Source organism: Pseudomonas sp. LB3P14 (assembly GCF_054898045.1).
The window spans coordinates 1,563,106-1,581,991 of record NZ_CM142714.1; the positions used below are offsets into that span (position 1 = coordinate 1,563,106).

General features: G+C 58.2%; 18 protein-coding genes and 1 pseudogene. 9 read left to right on the forward strand and 10 right to left on the reverse strand.

Annotated features, from left to right (window positions below; translation table 11 throughout):
* The first annotated feature begins 12 nt into the window (after positions 1-12).
* From ACYZT5_RS07260 to ACYZT5_RS07275, 4 genes are all read left to right on the forward strand, one after another.
* Positions 13-885, forward strand: coding sequence for a dioxygenase family protein (locus ACYZT5_RS07260; protein WP_462050471.1), 873 nt, complete (start codon positions 13-15; stop codon positions 883-885).
* 3 nt (positions 886-888) lie between these two features.
* The gene (locus tag ACYZT5_RS07265; protein WP_462050472.1) at positions 889-1,200 is read left to right on the forward strand and encodes a YciI family protein; all 312 of its coding nucleotides are present in this window, start codon (positions 889-891) and stop codon (positions 1,198-1,200) included.
* A gap of 2 nt (positions 1,201-1,202) precedes the next feature.
* Positions 1,203-1,538: a Rieske (2Fe-2S) protein gene (locus tag ACYZT5_RS07270; RefSeq protein WP_462050473.1), complete on the forward strand. Its 336-nt coding sequence runs from the start codon at positions 1,203-1,205 to the stop codon at positions 1,536-1,538.
* A 72-nt stretch (positions 1,539-1,610) separates the two neighbouring features.
* The gene (locus ACYZT5_RS07275; RefSeq protein WP_462050474.1) at positions 1,611-2,066 is read left to right on the forward strand and encodes a hypothetical protein; all 456 of its coding nucleotides are present in this window, start codon (positions 1,611-1,613) and stop codon (positions 2,064-2,066) included.
* On the opposite strand, the gene ACYZT5_RS07280 is transcribed toward ACYZT5_RS07275, so the two are convergent.
* The 3 genes from ACYZT5_RS07280 to ACYZT5_RS07290 are packed head-to-tail and all read right to left on the reverse strand — an operon-like array spanning position 2,051 to position 5,757.
* Positions 2,051-3,079 carry a DUF2955 domain-containing protein gene (locus ACYZT5_RS07280; RefSeq protein ID WP_462050475.1) on the reverse strand — a complete coding sequence of 343 codons (1,029 nt, stop codon included), beginning with the start codon at positions 3,077-3,079 and terminating at the stop codon, positions 2,051-2,053. The genes ACYZT5_RS07275 and ACYZT5_RS07280 overlap by 16 nt on opposite strands.
* Positions 3,069-4,208, reverse strand: a complete 1,140-nt coding sequence (locus ACYZT5_RS07285; protein ID WP_462050476.1) for an HlyD family secretion protein — start codon at positions 4,206-4,208, stop codon at positions 3,069-3,071. Before ACYZT5_RS07285 ends, ACYZT5_RS07280 begins: the two co-directional genes overlap by 11 nt.
* On the reverse strand, positions 4,201-5,757 hold the full coding sequence (locus tag ACYZT5_RS07290; RefSeq protein ID WP_462050477.1) for an efflux transporter outer membrane subunit: 1,557 nt from the start codon (positions 5,755-5,757) through the stop codon (positions 4,201-4,203). The genes ACYZT5_RS07285 and ACYZT5_RS07290 overlap by 8 nt, the downstream gene beginning before the upstream one ends.
* Positions 5,758-5,875: 118 nt before the next feature.
* Between ACYZT5_RS07290 and ACYZT5_RS07295 the strand changes: the two genes are divergently transcribed.
* Positions 5,876-6,400 carry a transporter suffix domain-containing protein gene (locus tag ACYZT5_RS07295; protein ID WP_462050478.1) on the forward strand — a complete coding sequence of 175 codons (525 nt, stop codon included), beginning with the start codon at positions 5,876-5,878 and terminating at the stop codon, positions 6,398-6,400.
* 35 nt (positions 6,401-6,435) lie between these two features.
* Here ACYZT5_RS07295 and ACYZT5_RS07300 read toward each other — a convergent pair whose 3' ends face one another.
* The 7 genes from ACYZT5_RS07300 to dapA form a co-directional block, all read right to left on the reverse strand.
* A complete protein-coding gene (locus ACYZT5_RS07300) occupies positions 6,436-7,203 on the reverse strand; it encodes a DeoR/GlpR family DNA-binding transcription regulator (protein WP_462050479.1) in 768 nt (255 codons plus the stop codon).
* A gap of 124 nt (positions 7,204-7,327) precedes the next feature.
* Positions 7,328-8,644 (reverse strand): MFS transporter, encoded by a 1,317-nt coding sequence (locus ACYZT5_RS07305; RefSeq protein WP_462050480.1) that lies wholly within the window; start codon positions 8,642-8,644, stop codon positions 7,328-7,330.
* A 42-nt stretch (positions 8,645-8,686) separates the two neighbouring features.
* The gene (locus ACYZT5_RS07310) at positions 8,687-9,637 is read right to left on the reverse strand and encodes a phosphoglycerate dehydrogenase (RefSeq protein ID WP_462050481.1); all 951 of its coding nucleotides are present in this window, start codon (positions 9,635-9,637) and stop codon (positions 8,687-8,689) included.
* A 61-nt stretch (positions 9,638-9,698) separates the two neighbouring features.
* Entirely contained in the window at positions 9,699-10,712 is a 1,014-nt protein-coding gene (gene pdxA / locus ACYZT5_RS07315; RefSeq protein ID WP_462050482.1) for a 4-hydroxythreonine-4-phosphate dehydrogenase PdxA, read from the reverse strand.
* Positions 10,705-11,973: a four-carbon acid sugar kinase family protein gene (locus tag ACYZT5_RS07320; RefSeq protein ID WP_462050483.1), complete on the reverse strand. Its 1,269-nt coding sequence runs from the start codon at positions 11,971-11,973 to the stop codon at positions 10,705-10,707. Before ACYZT5_RS07320 ends, pdxA begins: the two co-directional genes overlap by 8 nt.
* Positions 11,974-11,984: 11 nt before the next feature.
* Positions 11,985-13,154 carry an iron-containing alcohol dehydrogenase gene (locus tag ACYZT5_RS07325; RefSeq protein WP_462050484.1) on the reverse strand — a complete coding sequence of 390 codons (1,170 nt, stop codon included), beginning with the start codon at positions 13,152-13,154 and terminating at the stop codon, positions 11,985-11,987.
* A 10-nt stretch (positions 13,155-13,164) separates the two neighbouring features.
* Entirely contained in the window at positions 13,165-14,046 is an 882-nt protein-coding gene (dapA, locus tag ACYZT5_RS07330) for a 4-hydroxy-tetrahydrodipicolinate synthase (protein WP_462050485.1), read from the reverse strand.
* A 312-nt stretch (positions 14,047-14,358) separates the two neighbouring features.
* On the opposite strand from dapA, the pseudogene ACYZT5_RS07335 reads away from it, so the two are divergent.
* The 4 genes and pseudogenes from ACYZT5_RS07335 to ACYZT5_RS07350 form a co-directional block, all read left to right on the forward strand.
* A pseudogene (locus ACYZT5_RS07335) lies at positions 14,359-14,592 on the forward strand (LysR substrate-binding domain-containing protein); the annotation flags it as partial.
* 417 nt (positions 14,593-15,009) lie between these two features.
* A complete protein-coding gene (locus ACYZT5_RS07340) occupies positions 15,010-15,534 on the forward strand; it encodes a cupin domain-containing protein (RefSeq protein ID WP_462050486.1) in 525 nt (174 codons plus the stop codon).
* A gap of 1,501 nt (positions 15,535-17,035) precedes the next feature.
* Entirely contained in the window at positions 17,036-18,370 is a 1,335-nt protein-coding gene (locus ACYZT5_RS07345; protein WP_462050487.1) for a tyrosine-type recombinase/integrase, read from the forward strand.
* 205 nt (positions 18,371-18,575) lie between these two features.
* Positions 18,576-18,842 carry a tyrosine-type recombinase/integrase gene (locus ACYZT5_RS07350; protein WP_462050488.1) on the forward strand — a complete coding sequence of 89 codons (267 nt, stop codon included), beginning with the start codon at positions 18,576-18,578 and terminating at the stop codon, positions 18,840-18,842.
* The last annotated feature ends 44 nt before the right edge of the window (positions 18,843-18,886 follow it).

An 18,886-nucleotide genomic window follows, 5' to 3' on the forward strand; every position in this document is an offset into this window, starting at 1 on the left:
GGAATAACAACAATGACCGATCAAGACAAAGCCATAGAAATCCTGATCTCCGAGCAGGCGGTGAACAGTTTCAGCGACGCGCCCAATGCGCGTTATAAACAGATCATGCAGAGCCTGGTTCGCCACCTGCACGCATTCGTCAGCGACGTCGAACTGACCGAGCAGGAGTGGTTTGAAGGCATCCGCTTTCTGACCGAGACCGGCCACACATGTGATGGTCTGGTGCGCCAGGAATTTATCCTGCTGTCGGACACCTTGGGCGTGTCAATGCTGGTCGATGCGATCAACCATCGGCACAGTGCAAGCGCCACCGAGACCACCGTGTTCGGACCGTTCTACATCGAAGGCATGCCAGAGCGGGACTTCGGTGAAAACATGGCCTTCACCGCAGGCGAGACGGCGCTGGTGCGCGGTCGTGTGGTCGATACTCAGGGCAATCCCCTGGCCGGCGCAGTGCTCGACGTCTGGCAGACCGCAGAAAACGGTATGTATTCAGGCCAGGACACCGAACAGCCGGTCGGCAATTTGCGCGGTCGCTATCGCACCGACGCCGACGGCTATTTCGCGATTCGCACGATTGTCCCGGTGTGCTATCCGATCCCCACCGATGGTCCGGTCGGGCGCATGCTCAACGCTGCGAACCGTCACCCGTGGCGGCCTGCGCACCTGCATTTCATGATTGATGTGCCCGGTTATCGCAAACTGGTCACCCACCTGTTCAATCACGATGATCCGTACCTGGAATCCGATGCGGTGTTCGGCGTCAAACAGTCGTTGCAGGTGATCTATGAAGACCGGGTCGCGCACGATGACGTGTCCGCCAGACTGGGTATCGAAGTGCCATTCAAGCGCGCATGTTACGAATTCGTCATGGAAACCGAGTGAACCATGGGACAGTTTTTTGCGGTATTCGCTACAGATCACCCGGATTCCCTGGCCTTGCGTCAGCGCTTGCGGCCCAGTCACCAGGCGCACTTGCGAGCGACCGAAACGCATCGGGTGGTCGTCCGGCTCGGCGGCCCGACCCTCGATGAGGCCGGTGCGGCCATGAATGGCACGTTGCTGGTCATCGAGGCGGGCAGTCTGCCGGAGGTGGAGGCGTTCATACAGGACGATCCGTATGTTCAGGCCGGACTGTTTGCCAGTATTCAGATTCGCCCCTGGCACTGGAGCCTTGGCAACCCGGAATTGCGCGGCTGACCATGACCATCATTACGTTATGCCAACTGGATGACATCACTGATGGCGGCGCCCTGGGTCTGCCTGAACACCGGCAATTGCATCCTGGCGGGCTGGTGGCGGTGCGACAAGGCGAACAGGTGTGGGTCTACATCAACCGTTGCCCGCATTTTTCGGTGCCTCTGGACTATCGCCCGCAAGAATTTTGCACCTATCGCGGCAAAATCCTGATGTGCGCTCATCACAGCGCGATGTTTCGTTTCGAAGACGGGCATTGCATCGACGGTCCCTGCAAGGGCGCGCAACTGGAGGCAGTGCCCGTGCGATGGGTCGATGACCGAATAGTGATGGAGATATAGACCACGAACGGGTGGGCGGGGCGGGGTGGACTACAATCTTTCAGGGTGAACCACGCTCATCAGGAGGTCATCATGAAAAGGTTGTCGCCCATTAGCCTGTGCATCGCACTGTCGGTTTCCTGGACCCAGGGATGGGCGGAAACGGTCGTGCCGATGAAAGGTCAGAGTTCGCAACAAACCCAAGTGGACATCACCGATTGCAACAACATCGCGGCCAGTCAGAGCGCCTCGACTGCACCGCCTCCTGCCGGTGGAAGGCTGAAGGGAGCCGCTGTGGGCGCTGCCGCAGGGGCCGCGGGGGCGCAGGTGCGCGGCCGTCAGCATGACGAGTTTTATGATCGCGTCGATGAGGACGTGAAGCAGGACTATCGCCAGAACCAGGCAAAAGGGACAGCGGCAGCGGGCGCCGTAGTGGGTGGCTCACGCCAGCGTCAGGAACGCCGGACGCAGCAGAAAACCAGTGCTGCGACCAGTTCAACGGCCTATACCAGTTGCCTGCAAGGGAAGGGGTATCAGGTTAATCCTTGAGCGTTTTTTGGCTGACGCTGATCGAGTAAATGCACCATCAAGTCGGCATACAGCGTCACAACGATGAACAGCCCCATGCGCACGGCGAAGGCGGTGTAAACGTCCTTGCCCGCCGCGCTGTCCTGAACCGACTGACCCAACAAAATAATCATCGTGATCAGGCTGTTGAGCCAGAACCCAGGGCTCAACCGCGTGGGACTCAGGCCATACAGCTTGCGCGCCAGCACCAGGCCAAACAGCAGCATCCACAAAAAGAACATCCACAGATGCACGAACAGGCTGAGGGCACACCAGAACACAATGGCCAGCAAGCCACCGAACAGGGTTGAACCGACCAGCTCACGACCGGCTTGGCGTGCGGTCGTCGTCGAGCTTTGCTGACCCAGGGTCACGGCCTTCAAGATGATCGGCAGATAACTGGCCGGATCGATCAGCGCCAACAGAAAAGTCGGCAGCACGATCAGGGTGGCACGCAGCGCCACTCGACCGACTTCTTCCGCTGGCATGGTCGGAGCGGCCGGGGGTGATGGGGCGTTGGCCGGTTCGGGAAACAGCCAATGACTCAGCGCCAGCACCATGACCGCCAAAAGCAACCCCTTGACCAACGCACCGATGACCATCGCGGCCAAATCAAAATCCGCCACACCGGCTGAAGAGATCATCGTCAGGCCAATCACCAGAAACGTGACGATCAGGTTGTTGCCGCCACGCAGACCGAAACGGAACGCCAGGAACAGACTTGCACCGATCAGCAGCACACCGCTGACGGGGTAGTAACGCAGGATCGGAATCAACAGCAGGCCGATGCCGGTCGTCAACATCGCCACCAGTGCGAGTACTAGTGCGGCCTTGAAGGGCAGCGCACGATTGAGCGTGGCCAACAGCAGCAAGCAAAGCACTGGCGCGATAAACGGGATCGGCAAACCCAGGCCGAAACTGATCGCCAGGCACAGTGCCGTGCCGGTAGCCAGGCGCAGTGCGCGTTGAACCCGGGGTGTTCGTTCAGTAGACATAGGACAGCCAACTCATCAGTCCCAGGAATACGCGACCGAGCGGGTTGAGCGGGTTGCCCTGGGTGGGGAAGGCCATGACTTCGGCCTGCCCACCGGCACGGATGGCGCGACTGTCACGCAGTGTGTTCATTGACTCGGCAGAAAATTCGATAATCACCGGGAAGCGTTGTGCCGGACGCAGCCAGTCGCGGCTGTTCTGCACACTGGGCAACGTGCCGGGCGCAGGCGACTGACCCACGCTGACACCGTAGCCGACACTGCGCACGCGGCCCTCGAAAACCTGACCTGGCAGCGCATCCAGTGCAATCGCCACCGCAGTATCGGGCTTCACCAGACCGAGGTTGTTCTCGGTCATGTCTGCACTGATCCACACATCGTGGATGGCGATCAGGGTCATGACCGGGCTACCGGCAGCAGCGAATTGCCCAACGTCAGTGCGCAGGTCCGTGATCAGGCCGGCCGAGCGAGCGCGAATCTGCGTATTGGCCAGGTCCAGTTCGGCTTTTGAGAGCGCCGTGGCGGCGCTGCGCAGCAGGGCGTTCTCTTCGTCGCTGCCACCTTCCTGCTCTTGCGCACGCTGAACTTCGGCACGGGCGGCGGCCACCTGGCTGACCGCCTGTTCATGGTTGGCGCGGGACACTTCAAGCAGGCGCACGGATACGGTACCCGGGTCTTCGCGATACAAACCTTCAAGACGCTGATTGTCCTGCCGGGCCTTGCGTTCGTTGGCTTGAGCTGCACGCAACGACGCTTGCGCCGACGCGATTCCGGCCGTGCTGGCACCGATTTGCCGGCGTGTCGACTCAAGATCAGCACGCGCGCGATCGACGGCAATCTGATAGGGCTGAGCATCCACCTCAAAAAGCACTTCGCCGGCCTTGACGTCCTGGTTGTTACGCACGTTTACACGGGTCACGCGAGCCGCCACTTCCGCGGCCACCGGAATCACAAAGGCACCCACCCGTGCCTGCTGCGTATAGGGTGTGAAGCGGTCCGCCAACAGGTACCAGGCCAGGCTCAGGATGATCAATAGCAACACCCACTTGATGCCTTTTTTCGCCGAGTCGGGAGCCGGCTCTGGCGCTTTGGCGACGGGCGCGTCGGGGGAGGGCTGCGCGGCTTCACTCATCTTTCTTTACCTTCTGTGGGATGGGAAAGGCTGGCTGCGCAGCGGTAGGCTCATCCAGCAGATCGCCCCAGTCCGTGCGTTTTTCCATCTGCTTGCGGGTAAGGTAGTCAACGTTCGGCTGGGCGCTGTACCAACCGCCGCCCAGGGATTTGTACAGGGCAATCACATTGCTCACCGCGTTGCTGCGCGCGATCAGGTAGTTGTCCTGCTGTTCGAGCAACGCACGCTGAGCATCCAGCACCCGCTGGAAGTCCGAATACCCTTCGCGGTACAGCGAACTGGCCAACACCAGCGAGCGCTTGGCCGCCACTTCGGCCTCACGCAGGATTCGTTCACGCTCCAGTGATTTGATCAGGCCGCTGGCGGCATCGTCAGCCTCACGCGCAGCCTGACGAACCTTGTCGCGGTAGGCCTCGATCAGTTGCTGCAAACGCGCATCCTGCACGCGCACGTTGTTGCTGATCTGACCGTGGTCGAACAGGTTCCAGCGAAGACTGGGGCCGCCGATCAGGTCCAGGCTTTTGGAGGTGCCCTTCAGCGTGTCGGCTGACCAGACGATACTGCCCAACAAGGTCAGTGACGGGTAGAAATCGCTTTCGGCCACGCCGATCAGCGCCGACTGGGCCGCGACATTGAGCTCGGCGGCGCGCACGTCGGGCCGACGCAGCAGCAGATTGGCCGGTACATCCTGCAACACGGCACTGTCGACCAGCGGGATCAATCCTTCATTCTCGATCAGCTGCGGCAGCACGCCGGGCGGCTGGCCGATCAACACGGCCAACGCATTGCGGGTGCGCAACAACTGATCTTCGAGATTGGGGATAGTGCTCAGCGTGCCCAGGTACTGGGTCTTGGCTTGTTGCAGGTCGAGCTCGGCAGTCTGACCGCTGTTGAACAACTTCTCGGTGATCTCGAAGCTGCGCTTTTGCTGCCTGGCGTTTTCTCGGGCGACGAGCAAACGCGCTTCGGTGGTGCGCAGCGAGAAGTAGGTGTCGGCCACTTGCGCCCGCAACAGCACGAGCACGTCTTCATAGTTGGCCTGGGCGGCGAAGTAACTGGCATCGGACGACTCGATGGCGCGACTGAAGCGTCCCCAGAAGTCCAGCTCCCAGCCAACGTCAAAACCGGCACTGTATTGCCAGAAATGGCTGTCCTGCGGATTGCTGCCGCCCGATTGTTTTCGATTGAAGTACAGACTATCGGCGCTGGCCTGCTGCAGTTGCGGGTAAAGCCCGCTTTGGGCAATGCCCAGTTGGGCGCGGGCTTCCATCACACGCAGGCCGGCGATCTTAAGGCTGGCGTTGTGAGCATCCGATTCGGCAATCAGGTGGTCGAGAACCGGATCGGCGAAGACTTGCCACCACTGACGCAGGTCCGGGTTGAGCCCGCGTTGGCTGGATTGCTCAAGGGCAGGGGTGTTCCAGTGCTTGACCCATTCTTCGCCGGGCGACTGGAAGTCCGGGCCCAGCCGTACGCAGCCACTGAGGCCGAATACGCCAAGCAGCAGAATCTGGCCTGGCCGAATCAGCAGGGATCGACTTGGATGCATTACGCATTTCCCGACCAACGAAGATCACTGGAGCATAGCCGTCCAAATGGGCAGACGGCTGCTACGCTTTTGAAGCCCCTTCAAATCTACTTCGACCTGCTAAAAAGGTACGACGATCATGAATACGACCCAGGGAAGTGTTGAACCCCATTCAGCCGGCTGGCGCTTCAAAATGGGAATTGCAATTATTTGTTTGATGCTCGGGTCGTGGCTGATGGTGCCTATCGCAGCGGCGGTCGGAGTGCCTGGCTCAAAGGTCGCTGCGCTGACCGGCGTGCTGTTCATCAGCAACAAGGTCCTGCTAATACTCGTCATTACCATCATGGGCAAGTCAGGGTTCCAGCAGTTAAAACGCAGCATGTTCGGCTACGTATCCACGCTCGCACCCAAAGCCGATCTCGAAGTGGGGCCGGTTCGTCATCGAATCGGCATCGTCATGTTTTGTTTGCCGCTGATCTCATCACTGCTTGAACCGTACATCGACAGCATTTGGCCGGGACTGCGACCCAACCTCTGGCAGGCGCAAGCGTTGGGCGACGCCATGCTGATCGGCAGCTTTTTCGTGCTGGGAGGGAATTTCTGGGAGAAGGCGCGCGCCTTGTTTATTCGCACCGCTCGTGTCGCAAACACAAGTGCGGTGTGAGTAATAGAAGCGGCCTGCAGAGGTCAGCCGAACAATCAGCTGTCGGCTATTTCAATAGTGATCATTTTGTGTGCCCGGAAAGGCGCCAGCAGCGATTCATCGGCCACTGAATCGGTAATGAGCGTCCATGGCCCTTTGAGGGGGGACCAATATTGCTGGAGTGCGCGCCCTAGTTTTGTGGCGTCAGCCAGCACGTAAGTCTGTGCAGCTCGCCCGATCATGCTTTCTTTGAGGTATGCCTGATCAGCGCTGGCTTCGCAGAGCCCCAACTCGGCAACAACGCCATCGGCGCTTAGGAAAATCTTGTCGGCACTTAAATGCTCCAATGTCGCCTGCGCGGCTGCGCCGAAGGTCGACATGCTGGAGGCCCGCAGTTCACCGCCAAGCAGCGTGATCCTGGCCTCCGGGAGCCGAGCCAGGGCCGGCAACGCGAGGATGTTGTTGGTGATGACATGCAAGCCGCGCCGCTCCACCAACAGGTGCGCCAAAGCGCAGGTGGTGGTGCCGCCATCGAGCAATAGTGTGTCGTTGTCTCGCACGTGCGCCAGCGCTGCACGAGCGATGGCGAGCTTTTCCTGGCTGTGTTGATAGCGCCGTTCCTCGACGGAGGTCTCCGGCTCACGCAGGCCAACATGAGCGGCCCCGCCATAGGTCCGCAGGATCAGGCCTTCTTCCGCCAACGCGGCGAGGTCCCGGCGCATCGTGGCCTCGGATACGCCGAAATGGAGGCACAACTCCTCGACGTTGGCAGTGCCTGACAGCACGAGATTCAGAATGGCTTGGCGGCGCGTGGCAACTTTCATGGATTTCCTGGAGATCTGGCCCGACCGCCTTTATACGGTTTTCAACGAGGCAGTAAAAGGTGGCTGGGGAAAGTTACCGGCTGAAACGCTCAGACACCGGGTAAGTGTCCGAGCGTTTTGCAGGTCAAGGGTTCAAGGCGGGTTGAATGATCGGGTGTTCAGGCTGTTCCTCGATCGGTTCGACTTTACCCAGCAGGAACAGATAATTGAGAATGGCGACGACAATCAATCCGGCAGAAAACAGCAGGGCCGGAACGAATGATCCCGTAGCGGCAACGATGAATCCAGTGATGATCGGACCGACCACACCCCCCATATTGGAGACGGTATTTTGCAGGCCGGCCAGCATCGAGGTCATGCCGCGAGGCGCAATATCGCCGGGCATGGCCCAGACCTGGGTGGCCGCTACCGTGGTTCCGGACTTGGCGATGCACAGCAGGACGATGGCGAGCCAGGCCGATTCGGCGAATGCCGCGAAACCGATGCAGGAGGCCATCAACAGGCCGACGACCAGGAAAGTCTTGCGAATCCGCGTCAATGACCAGCGACCCTGGCGGTAGATTCGGTCGGACAGCCAGCCGGCGAAGACTTCCACGACCATGGCTATCAGCAACGGCAGCGCCGCCATGAAGCCCATGGAGATCAGGTCCATGCCGCGTTCTTTGACCAGGTAGGTGGGCAACCAGGTAATGAAGAAATACGAGTTGTAGTTGATGAAGAAAAAGCCCAGGCACATGGCCCATACATTGCGGTAGCGCAACAGGTCGTACCAGCGCATGGTCGGCTTGTCGCCGGTGCCTTCCTTGCGCCGCTGGCCTTCGCGGATGTACCGCAGTTCGACTTCGTTGACGCCGCTGTGCTGTTCAGGATCGTTTTTGTAAAAAGCGAACCAGACCAGTGCCCAGACGATACCGATAGAGCCGCTCAAGACGAACGTCATCTTCCAGCCCACCCATGCGATCAGCCAGACAATCAGTGGCATGGCGATCGCGCCGCCGAATTTCGATCCGCTGTCAAAAATACCCGCGACGGTGGCGCGCTCTTTGTCCGGAAACCAGCGCGATGCGATCCCGGCGTTACTTGGATACGCCGCCGCTTCGCCCACGCCGAGGCCGATACGCAGCGCGAACAACGAATTGAAGCCGGTTGCCAGGCCGGTCATTGCGGTGGCCGCCGACCACCACAGAACAGCGCCGCCGAGGGTGATTTTCTGGCCGAAGCGGTCGGCCAGCCAACCAGCCGGCAACTGCAGCAATGCGTAGGACCAGAAAAACGCCGACATGATCAGGCCCATTTCCGCGGTGTTCAGGGCGAATTCTTTGCTGATGATGGGGGCTGCTGCCGAAAGCACCACACGGTCGATGTAATTGATCGCAATGGCGGTCCACATCAATCCGGCGATGAGCCAGCGTACCGAGGAAGCCTTATTATTGTTGTGCATGGTTCCAACTCCGGGATCGGATTTTTCGGGAGACCTGACGAGTTAGAGGCCGTTCACCACGTATTCGGGGCGCGCGTTGGCCTTCAGCACCGCGACTATGTTGCGGGCGCAGGTCAGGCTCAGGATGTCCAGCGCGCCCGGGGTGTAGCCGGCGATATGCGGTGAGGCGATCACGCTCGGCAAGGCATAGAGCGGATGGTGGATGGCGGGCTCCTCTTCGAAAACATCCAGTGCGGCGCCACCCAGGCGCCCATTTTGCAATGCGGCAAACAAGGCGTTTTCATCGATAATGCCACCCCGCGCGGCATTGATCAGGTGGGCTTGCGGCTTCATCAACGCCAGGCGCTCGGCGCCGATGAGATGGCGGGTAGCGTCGTTCAGGCCGATATGCAGCGTGACGTAATCCGCCTCGCCCAACAGTGCATTCAACGCCATGAGGCGAATACCGTGGGCATCGGCAAATGCCTGGTCCGGGTAGGGGTCATGGGCGATCACCTGCATCGAGAAGCCTGCTGCGCGCCGCGCGACCTCTTTACCGATATTGCCCAGCCCGATAATGCCCAGGGTTTTGCCGTGGACATCGGCACCGAACACGCGCGGCCATTCTCCGGCTTTGGTTTGTTGATCGGCCAGCGCGATCTTGCGCGCAGAGGCCAGCAGCAGGGCAAAGGTGTAGTCCGCCACCGCATGCTTGTTGGAGTCAGGTACGTTGCAGACCCACACGTTGCGTTCACGCGCGGCGGGCAAGTCGATGTTATCCACGCCGACGCCATGCTTGCAGACGATGCGCAGGTCGGGCAGCGCATCGAGAACGCGGGCGTTAATGGTGTTGAAGGCAACAATCGCCGCCTGAGCCCCCTGGGCCTGGGCGATGAACTCATCTTCGCTGATGTCGGCGGGCAGGTTGACGCACTCGATAGCCTGCTCACCGAGCAGTGTCAGGGGCTCTGGAGAATACTTGGCAAAAGACGGGGAGGTGGAGACGATTCTCATAGTGATGACCTCATATTGTTTTTATGGTTGAAGTTCTGCTGATTCAGGCGTTCGCGCGTCATCAGGCCGCTGTACGGGTGCGCTTGTGAGTGGCCAGCTCCACGGCCTGGCGCATTGCCTCGGTCAGGCTGCGTTCGTCGGCGATGCCTTTGCCGGCAATGTCGAAGGCGGTGCCGTGGTCGACGGAGGTGCGGATGACTGGCAGACCCACCGTCACGTTCACGCCGGCCTCAAGACCCATGACCTTTACCGGGCCGTGGCCCTGATCGTGATACATTGCGACCACCGCATCGAAATCACCGCGCCCGGCGCGGAAGAACAGCGTGTCGGCCGGCAAAGGCCCTTCGACGCGCCAGCCGCGTGCGCGCAGTTCGTCGATGGCCGGCTGGATCTTGGTGGCTTCCTCGCCATAGCCGAACAAGCCGTTCTCCCCGGCATGGGGGTTGATGCCACATACCGCGATGAGCGGGTTGTCGATTCCGGCGCGTACAAGGGTTTCCCGGGCGCGTTCAATCGTGCGTTTCACCAGGCCTGGCTCGATCCTGGCGATTGCATCGATGATGCCCATATGGGTGGTGACGTGAATCACCCGCAGCGTCGGCGTCATCAGCATCATCGAGACTTCTTCGATGCCGGTCAGGTGTGCGAGCAGCTCGGTATGGCCAGGAAAAATATGGCCGCCGGCATGTAACGCCTCCTTGTTCAGCGGCGCGGTGCAAATGGCGTCCAGCTCACCGGCTTCGGTCAGTTGCACGGTGCGTTCGATGTAGCGGAATGCGGCATCACCGGCGATAGGAGAAAGCTTGCCATAGGGCAGATCGGCAGGGATCAGGCCCAGATCGATGCAATCGACGATGCCGTGTTGAAAGCGCGCCTGGCCAGGGCGTTCAATGCTGTTCACTGTCAGGTTGCCGCCAACAAGGCGGTTGGCATCGGCCAGTCGGCCGGCATCGCCGATCACCAACGGGCGGCAGGTTTCGTACAGCGAGGCATGTGCCAGGCATTTCATGATGATTTCCGGACCGACGCCGGTGGCATCGCCCATGGTGATGCCGATGACGGGACGCTCAGACATAGTGGTCTTCCTTTGTTAGGGGTAGCGTGGCGGTATTCGGCAGGTTGCCGAGAAGTTGCCGCCAGGCATCGAAAAGACTGCTCGGCTGGCCGAAGCCCCCGGCTTTGGTGATGACGGCCAGATCACGCCCACGCCAGGGGGCGCGGGAGAAGACAACACCGGGCGCCAAGTCGCCCTGAAGGACCAGGCGCTGAATGCCGGCCGCACCGAGAATGGCGCGGGCGGTTTCGCCTCCGGTGGCCATCAGCGCACCCGCCCGGCGCAGGGCAGGCTGTAGCAATTGGGCCAGCGCCGCGCTCAACTGCGCCGCTTGGCCGGGATCGCGCTGCTCCTGTTGCAGACTGACCAGCACATGCCGACCCCGCTGCAAGGCGGTATCGATCGCGGCGGCGACGGATTGCCATTCGGCGGTCGCAGGTCCCGCGCACAAGGTGGCGGGGTCAAGGCAGAAGCGCTGCTGATCGCTGTGTTCAGCCAGGTAGCTGGCCTGGTCCTGGGAGTGTCGGGACATACTGCCGACCACGGTCAACACCGGTCCGCTGATCGGGGCATTCACCTGAGGTGAGACCGCAGGAAATCCCAATGCCTGCGGCAGATGGTGGGCCAGACCGGCGGAGCCGACCCAGAACAGACGCTCATGCAACGGCGCCGACGCCTGAGCGATATTCGCCAGATCGGTTTCCGTTTGTGCATCACACACCAATGCCTGCACACCGTCGTCCAGATGCATGATCAGGCCTGCGTGCAATCGGGTAGTGTCCCGCACTTCATTGAGCGAGAGCGACGCACAGCGCAAACCCTGCGCCATCAACAGCTCCACAAGGTTGGCGGTACCGGCGAGGTGCTCATTGCGCCAGACGTCGGTTTGATCGACCGAGAGGCCGTCGACGTATTGAACCGCGCCGACGGTCGTCCTGCCCATGGCCGGAAACGCCGGAGCAACCAGGGCCATGCCGCGAGTGGCCTGCAACGCGGCGACTTCACTCGCCACGTTGCCCCGCAGGGTGGAGTCGATTTTTTTGTACAGCGGCAGGTTGCCCAGCTGAGCAATCGCCAGCACGTTGCGATGGGCCGCCGCGGCCGCTTGCGTATCGAGGCGCCGAGAGTCGAGGTCGAGGGCGATCACTTCGGCGCTCAGCTCGGTGTTGGCATCCAGCACTACTTGGGTGAGAGCGACTTGAGTGACCATGCGCCTGGCGAAACCGGCGGCGCAGTCGGCAGCCCCAGAGAGGTCGTCAGCAATGATCAGAAGGCGCGGCATGGGCGTGGTGCTCACGGCAGCAGGCGCCGATAGAGCTGCTGGATATTGTCGAGGCTGAGGGCTTTGGGATTGTTGGCCATCAGTCGAGTCACCTTGGACGCGGCCACCGCCATTTCCGCCAGATGCTCTTCTGCCACGCCGAATTCGCGCAGGTTTTGCGGGATGTTCAGGATCGATGTCCACTCGCTGATCTGCTCGATCAGTTTGCTCGCGGCACGTTCGTCGCTATCGCTCTCCAGGGCCACACCACAGACACACGCGGCGCGCTTGAGGCGGTCGGCGCAGCTGTCCATGTTGAAGGCCATGACATGCGGCAGCAGCATCGCATTGGCGACGCCATGAGTGACATGGAATTTGCCGCCCAGCGGATAGGCGAGGGCATGGACAGCGGCGGTGCCGGCACCGGTCAGTGCCAGGCCGCCATACATCGAACCCAGCAGCATATCGCCGCGGGCACGCACCGAGTCGGGTTGTTGATAGGCCTCGACAATGCTGCCCGCGATCAGTCGCATGGACTCCAGAGCAAAGGCGTCGCTGACAGGATTGGCTTTGGTGGAAATGAACGATTCCAGCGAATGGGTGAATGCATCCATGCCGGTAGCGGCCGTGATCGCCTTGGGCAGGCTGAGGGTCAGCAAGGGGTCGAGGATAACCAGGGTCGGCAACAAGTGACGGCTGACGACACCGATTTTCAACTCTTCGTCGGGCAGGGTGACGATGGCGTTGGGCGTGACTTCGGAACCGGTGCCCGAGGTAGTCGGAATCAGCACCATCGGCTTGCCGGGGTTGCCAACCTTGTCGATCCCGAGCAGGTCCTTGAGCGGCGTGTCGTTGGTCAGCATCACCGCAAACAGTTTGGCTGCATCGAGCACGCTGCCGCCCCCCACGGCGATCAACGCGTCCGGTGCATGAGGGGCTACTTCCTCACGAAAAACCCGCTCGATGTTTGCCAGCGTCGGCTCGATCTCGACGTTATCAATCAAATGCACGGCGATGCCACGCGCCGCGAACTGCGCTTTGATCTTCTCGGTGACACCGAGGCGGTGCATGGCGTGCTGGGTGACCAAAACGACCTGCTTGAGCGGGGTATCGAGTAGATACAGTTTGTCGCCCAACTGCTCCAGGCTGCCAGGGCCGTGGATGATGTTCTTGACGGTTTGGAAGTGATAGATCGCGGACATGTCGGCTCCCTCAGGCGTTGCGGCGGTAGACGGCAAGCAAGCCTTCGAGTTTGGCCACGGCCGCTGCATCGAGAGGCGCGACCGGGGCGCGACACGGGCCAACCGGCACGTTCAGCAGCTCGGTGGCTTTTTTCAACACAGAGGGCATGGTGCCCAGCGCGAAGGCATCGCGCAGTGGACGCAGCTGTTCCTGAGCGACTTTGGCGGCTTCATGGTTGCCGGCCTGGAAGTTGTTCCAGATGGACATGACGATATGCGGCACGGCGTTGGCAGTGGCGGCCACTGCACCATCGCCACCGGCGAGCAGGTTCCAGTAGATCAAGGAGTCCGTACCGGCGAAGACCGCAAAGTCGTCACTGCGGTATTTGATCATCTGCACCAGGTTGTCGAAGTTGCCGGCGCTGTCCTTGATGCCTTTGATCTGTGGATGTTGGGACAATGTGGCGACGGCGCCAATGCCGATGGACATGCCGGTCTTGGCTGGAATGTTGTACATCATCACCGGTAACGAGGTGGCGTCGCCGATGGCCTCGTAATGCTTGATCAGCTCCGCTTGGCTGACGGCATTGAAGTAGGGGGAGATAACGGACAACGCATCGGCCCCCATGCCTTCGACGCGTTTGTTCATTTCAATCACTTCGCGGGTACTGAACGCCCCGGTCCCGACCATAACGGGCAACCGGCCCGCTGAAGCGTCAATGGTGATGCGAGTGATTTCGAGTTTTTCTTCGTCGGACAGGGCAAAGAATTCACCATTGGTTCCCAGCACGAACAAGCCATGAACACCGGCTTCGATCAGATTTTCGACCAGGCCGCGCAAGGCCTTTTCGTCCAGTCGCTGGTCCGCAGTAAATGGGGTGACTAAAGCGGGAACGATGCCGTGAAATTTCATGAAGAACTCTCTCGTTTTGTTGTAATTGAAACGAGAGTGATTGATTCGAGCGTTAAATGCAAGATACATGATTGGATAAATCACTTGTTTGGCTTTTTGTAAGCGCTTTTTGGGGTATTTATGATCGAATCAATCATGGCTGCGAATAATTTTTCTGCCATGCAGGCCTTCGAGTTAACCCGTATGCAGCCCGCAACAGGCGATCGCTGTGCTGCCCCAACGAGGGCACTGGCAGAGGAGGGGGGGTTGAAGCGTGGGGGTAAAGGACAGGGGCAGTCAGTCGCTGATCCGCCAATCCGACACTTGCAACCCCGGCCTTTTGCTCAAGTGAGAGACTCCGCGGGTGCCGTTCGAGGCTTGTTGCGTCTTACCGCGCCAGTAGCCTTTGCTCGGCAGCGGTTGGTACCGCACTTGCTAGGCTTTCTCGCGGCGTATCCCGAAGTACGGGTACAGCTGGATGTTTCTGACCACATCAGTTCCATTGCCGCCGAGGGATACGACCTGGTGGTGCGTCATAGTTATCAGGTGCCCAGCAAGTGGAAGTTGAAGGGGGCGTTCGCAGAGGAGATCAATCCGCGCCAGCAAATCGACGTCGGCGGCGATGTATTCCGCCAACGAACCCTGTTGGCCGTCACTGCCAATCCATGCAGTCTCCGGATCGCGCAGGCAATCAGCTCGAGTGCGGGCGTTTACCGACTATTTAAGAGTTGCTTTGCGGCCGACGACGACGTCTGCATAAATTGGGAGTTAGCCGCACACAGACTGGCCAGGAGGGCGGTAGGAGCGTGCCAACCGCATCGCGGAATAGAGGCCTATTATTTTGCGATTTCCTGGTTTTATATCGTCGGAATAGCAACTCATCTAAAGAGCTATTTAGTATAGTTAACATCTATCAAGTTAAATATATCGATAGATCGTGCAAATGTAGTTAGCGCTATTTAAGACTAAAGGACTCAATCAAAAATGACTGCCAATACGTTCGATAGTCACATACCCAGCGCTGAGGCAGTGATCGCAGCACTGGACCTGGAACCCCACATGGAAGGCGGTTTCTACCGCCGAACCTTTCAAACCGATCACCATGCGATGGTCGAAACCGCGGGTGGCCAGCGTTACCTGATGACATCCATTTATTACTTGCTGACCAAGGAGTCGCCGACAGGTCATTTTCATCTGAACCAATCGGACATCGTGCATTACTACCATGTGGGAGATCCGATTCAGTACAGCCTGATTTTTCCGGACGGCACATTGAAAACTATTGTGATGGGCAGCGATATCATCGCCGGGCAATGTTTGCAGTTGCATGTACCTGGCGGCGTCTGGAAAGCTTCGCAGCTTACAAATGGATTGGCGGGATACGGCCTGATCAGTGAAGCGGTTTCACCAGGGTTTGATTTGGCAGATATGGAGTTGGGCAGTCAGCAACGGCTTAGCGAGCAATTTCCCGAACATGTGGAGCTGTTTGAGAAGCTGATAGGAGAATGAGGGGCTGAGGTGAATTGATCGCTTCAAAATCTGCGCAACCGGGCTAATCTCGAAACATCGTGTTACGTGTAATGTATATTATGTTAAATAATGTGTCAGACTGGAGGCTGACGATTGTCCTCAGTCAGCATTCACGTGAGGCGCCTCAGTCCAGCTCCATGTGCGCCAATCGCGGTTTGAGTGGAAAGCCCCTCGCTATCGCCCTCAAGCCCTTGATTTCCGGGGGCTTGAGCGCATCCAATATGCCAATCCGACAGGTTTTTTTAACAAAACCAGTGGAAAAATCTGTTAGATCAAAATTCGTATCTAATTGATTTAAAACAATATTTATAAATTAAGCTCAAATGGAATAGCTCTCTAGCCCAAGGAGAAATTAGTGGACTGAGAACCGAGGGTGCGAATCCATGGCCGCCCTGAAACCCACGCAAGACAGGGGCTCCAGCGATTTTTGAGGAAATAAGTGGACATTCCAACCCTCCGTTTCCCGAGACGAAATAAGTGGACATTCCATGCTGACAGAACGCTGCCAAGGTCTTGCCGGAGACCTGCTGAAGCTCAGCGCCCGCCTGCACACCAGAGCCTAAACCGAAGCCTCTCAAAGCCGTTGCAACTTCCTCAAAGCCCGTAATACTGGGCCAGCGCCATATCCACCACCATTCGTCTTGCAATCACGCACTGATGCACGTCGGCTCGCCGCTGCTCCTGAACGACATGATCAATGACACGGAGCCGGATCGTAGCCTTCCTCGATGGCGCCGCTGTTTATTAAAACAATAAGCGGAAATGCCATGTGCTAATCGTACCTAAAAAGCCGTGAATCCCACGAAAACAGGGCTCTCTCGGGCATTCAACGAAATAAGTGGATGTTTCAGAGGGCGTTTCCATTTAAAAATTTAAATGGAAAAACCATTCCTGCTTTCCCACTCATTTCCTGGGCTCGGCCTGGACTTCGTTGCGGCGCATATCATTCAGTCAATGCAGAGCCTGAAGCGTGAATTACCCAACAATTGCCACTGACCGCGTGCCGAGAAAAGCCGCTCCAAAAAGTCTAACTTCGCATTAAGCCATTAAACCCAAAAAAAACAAAAAAACAGAACTCGCACAATCTGACAATATTGGGTTAAATAATTTCTGAGGTCGCTCAGAAAGTTCGCAACCCATAAAGGAGAGGAAAGTTAAACTGAAACTGACAATATATAATTAAATTAACAAAAATCCAGAGCGCAATATAAGGAGTAAAAAATCACATTAAAAAATTAGTGGAAAAACCAACAGAGCAATCGCTTTAGTGCATACTTAAAACCTTTGTCAAGCCGAAGCTTAAAATTATCTCCGCTGAGCAAGGGTAGTTGCAACGGTGTCTTTCAGGGGCTACCATCGAGCAATGTCAACCAGTTCAAATTAGGGGAGATGGAAAATGCAGCTGCCCTGCCCCAACTTCCAGTTACTTCCATTACTGGAAGTTTCTAATCACAGCCAAATCATACGGTAGAGCACCAAGATGTCTACGCAACCAATGCCTATTTTTGAGACCTACGAAATTTTCATTGATATGGACTTTAGTTTGCGTGAACCTAGTATGGCTTGCGTTCGCCAGTATGTTGAAAAGTTTCCCGTATTAGTGGAAGCCAACAAGGGTTATCTGACGACTCGGGAATTTCTCCGTGCTTTTTCGGACAATAGCCTGACTTTCACTTCTTATAGAACTCATGTCGAGCGGTTGCTGTTATGGACACTTATCATAAGGCAAAAACCTTTCTCTCAGCTCAAACGACAAGATGCTGAAGATTATCTTGAATTTTGCCGTAATCCTCCCGCTGAGTGGATAGGCCCAATTGTGCGCGGTCGGTTCGTGACTTGTGACCATACCGAATCAGCTTGGGGTGAGCCCGTCATTCCAAATCCAAAATGGAGACCATTCAGCCTGAAATGTCCTAAGGATTCATCGGACGGACTGACACCGGCTCCAGACGATGCCTCCCAGGATATAGAGCTTGGCGCGGCTCCCGGTGTCGTCACGCGATACAAGGCTTCCCAAAGCACCATTAACCAGATTTACACGATTTGCAGCCGTTTCTTTGAGTACATGGTTGAAGACGGAACGGTTGCAGCCAACCCTTTCCGGATGATCAAGAAGAAAAGCCTCAACCGTGGAACCCCTCAGGAGGAAGGGACAAACCGTGCTCTGACCCCTTTGCAGTGGGACTATGTGCTGGAAACCGCTGAGCATATGGCCGTGGAGGAACCCGATCGGCACGAGCGCACATTGTTCATTGTCGCGACCTTGTTCGATATGTATCTGCGGGTGTCCGACATCGTCGGCAGACCGAACTGGCATCCGGTCATGGGTGATTTCCGACTCGATCCTGAGGGCAACTGGTGGTACCACGTGATCGGGAAAGGTAACAAGGCCGGGAAGGTCGCGGTCAGGGAAGAGTACATTTCCAAGTATCTGACGCGCTACCGGCGTTTTGTTGGGCTGTCTCCGCTGCCTGAGTGGAATGAACAGACGCCTCTGCTCATGACTCTGCGAGGTCGTTCAGGGCTCTCCGGTCGGCAGGTGCGCGCCCTCCTCCAATCGGTATTCGATAACGCGTTGGCGCGGATGCGCGATGAGGAGCGCGACGAGCACGAGATGAATAGTCTGCGGGTGGCTTCCGCGCACTGGCTCAGACATACCTCTGCGACGCTCGATGCGCCGCTGCGAAGTCCCAAGGATCTGCAGATGGACTTGCGTCATAGCAGTCTCAGCACAACTCAGAATGTCTACTACCACTCGCATGACCAGGAGCGCAGTCGTTCGGTGCGAGGCATAGGGATGCGCGACAGAGGTTAAAGAAAGTCCCGGATACTTGATCTGATCGATCCCTTGCCGGGCATCGTGACGAAGCTATTTCCCAAACGGTTCCTCATCCGCCTCTCAAAGATTCGTGGCTGCAACTAGGCTGGAGGCCTACATCAACTGGATAACAGTTGCCGGGGTCGCGAAAGGCCCGGTGTTCCAGCGAATTGATCGCAGGGGAAATCTGCCAGGCAACGCCATGCAGCCGCATAGCCTGATCCCCGTGCTGCGCCGCATTTTCAAAGAGGCAGGATTGCCAGCGGAGCTGTATAGCAGCCACTCAATGCGGCGCGGCGTTGCAACCTGGGCGTCCGCCAATGGGTGGGACATCAAAGGGCTGATGAGCTATGTGGGCTGGAAGGACATGAAGTCTGCATTGCGCTACGTGGATGCAAGTGTGTCGTTCGGCGGGATAGCGTTACGCGCAGCCCCCACTGATGGGAAGCGGCTGGCCGGCAAGGACTGACGCCCAGTTCGGCGCTAATGTTTCAGGCCAGTTGAAGTCTTTCG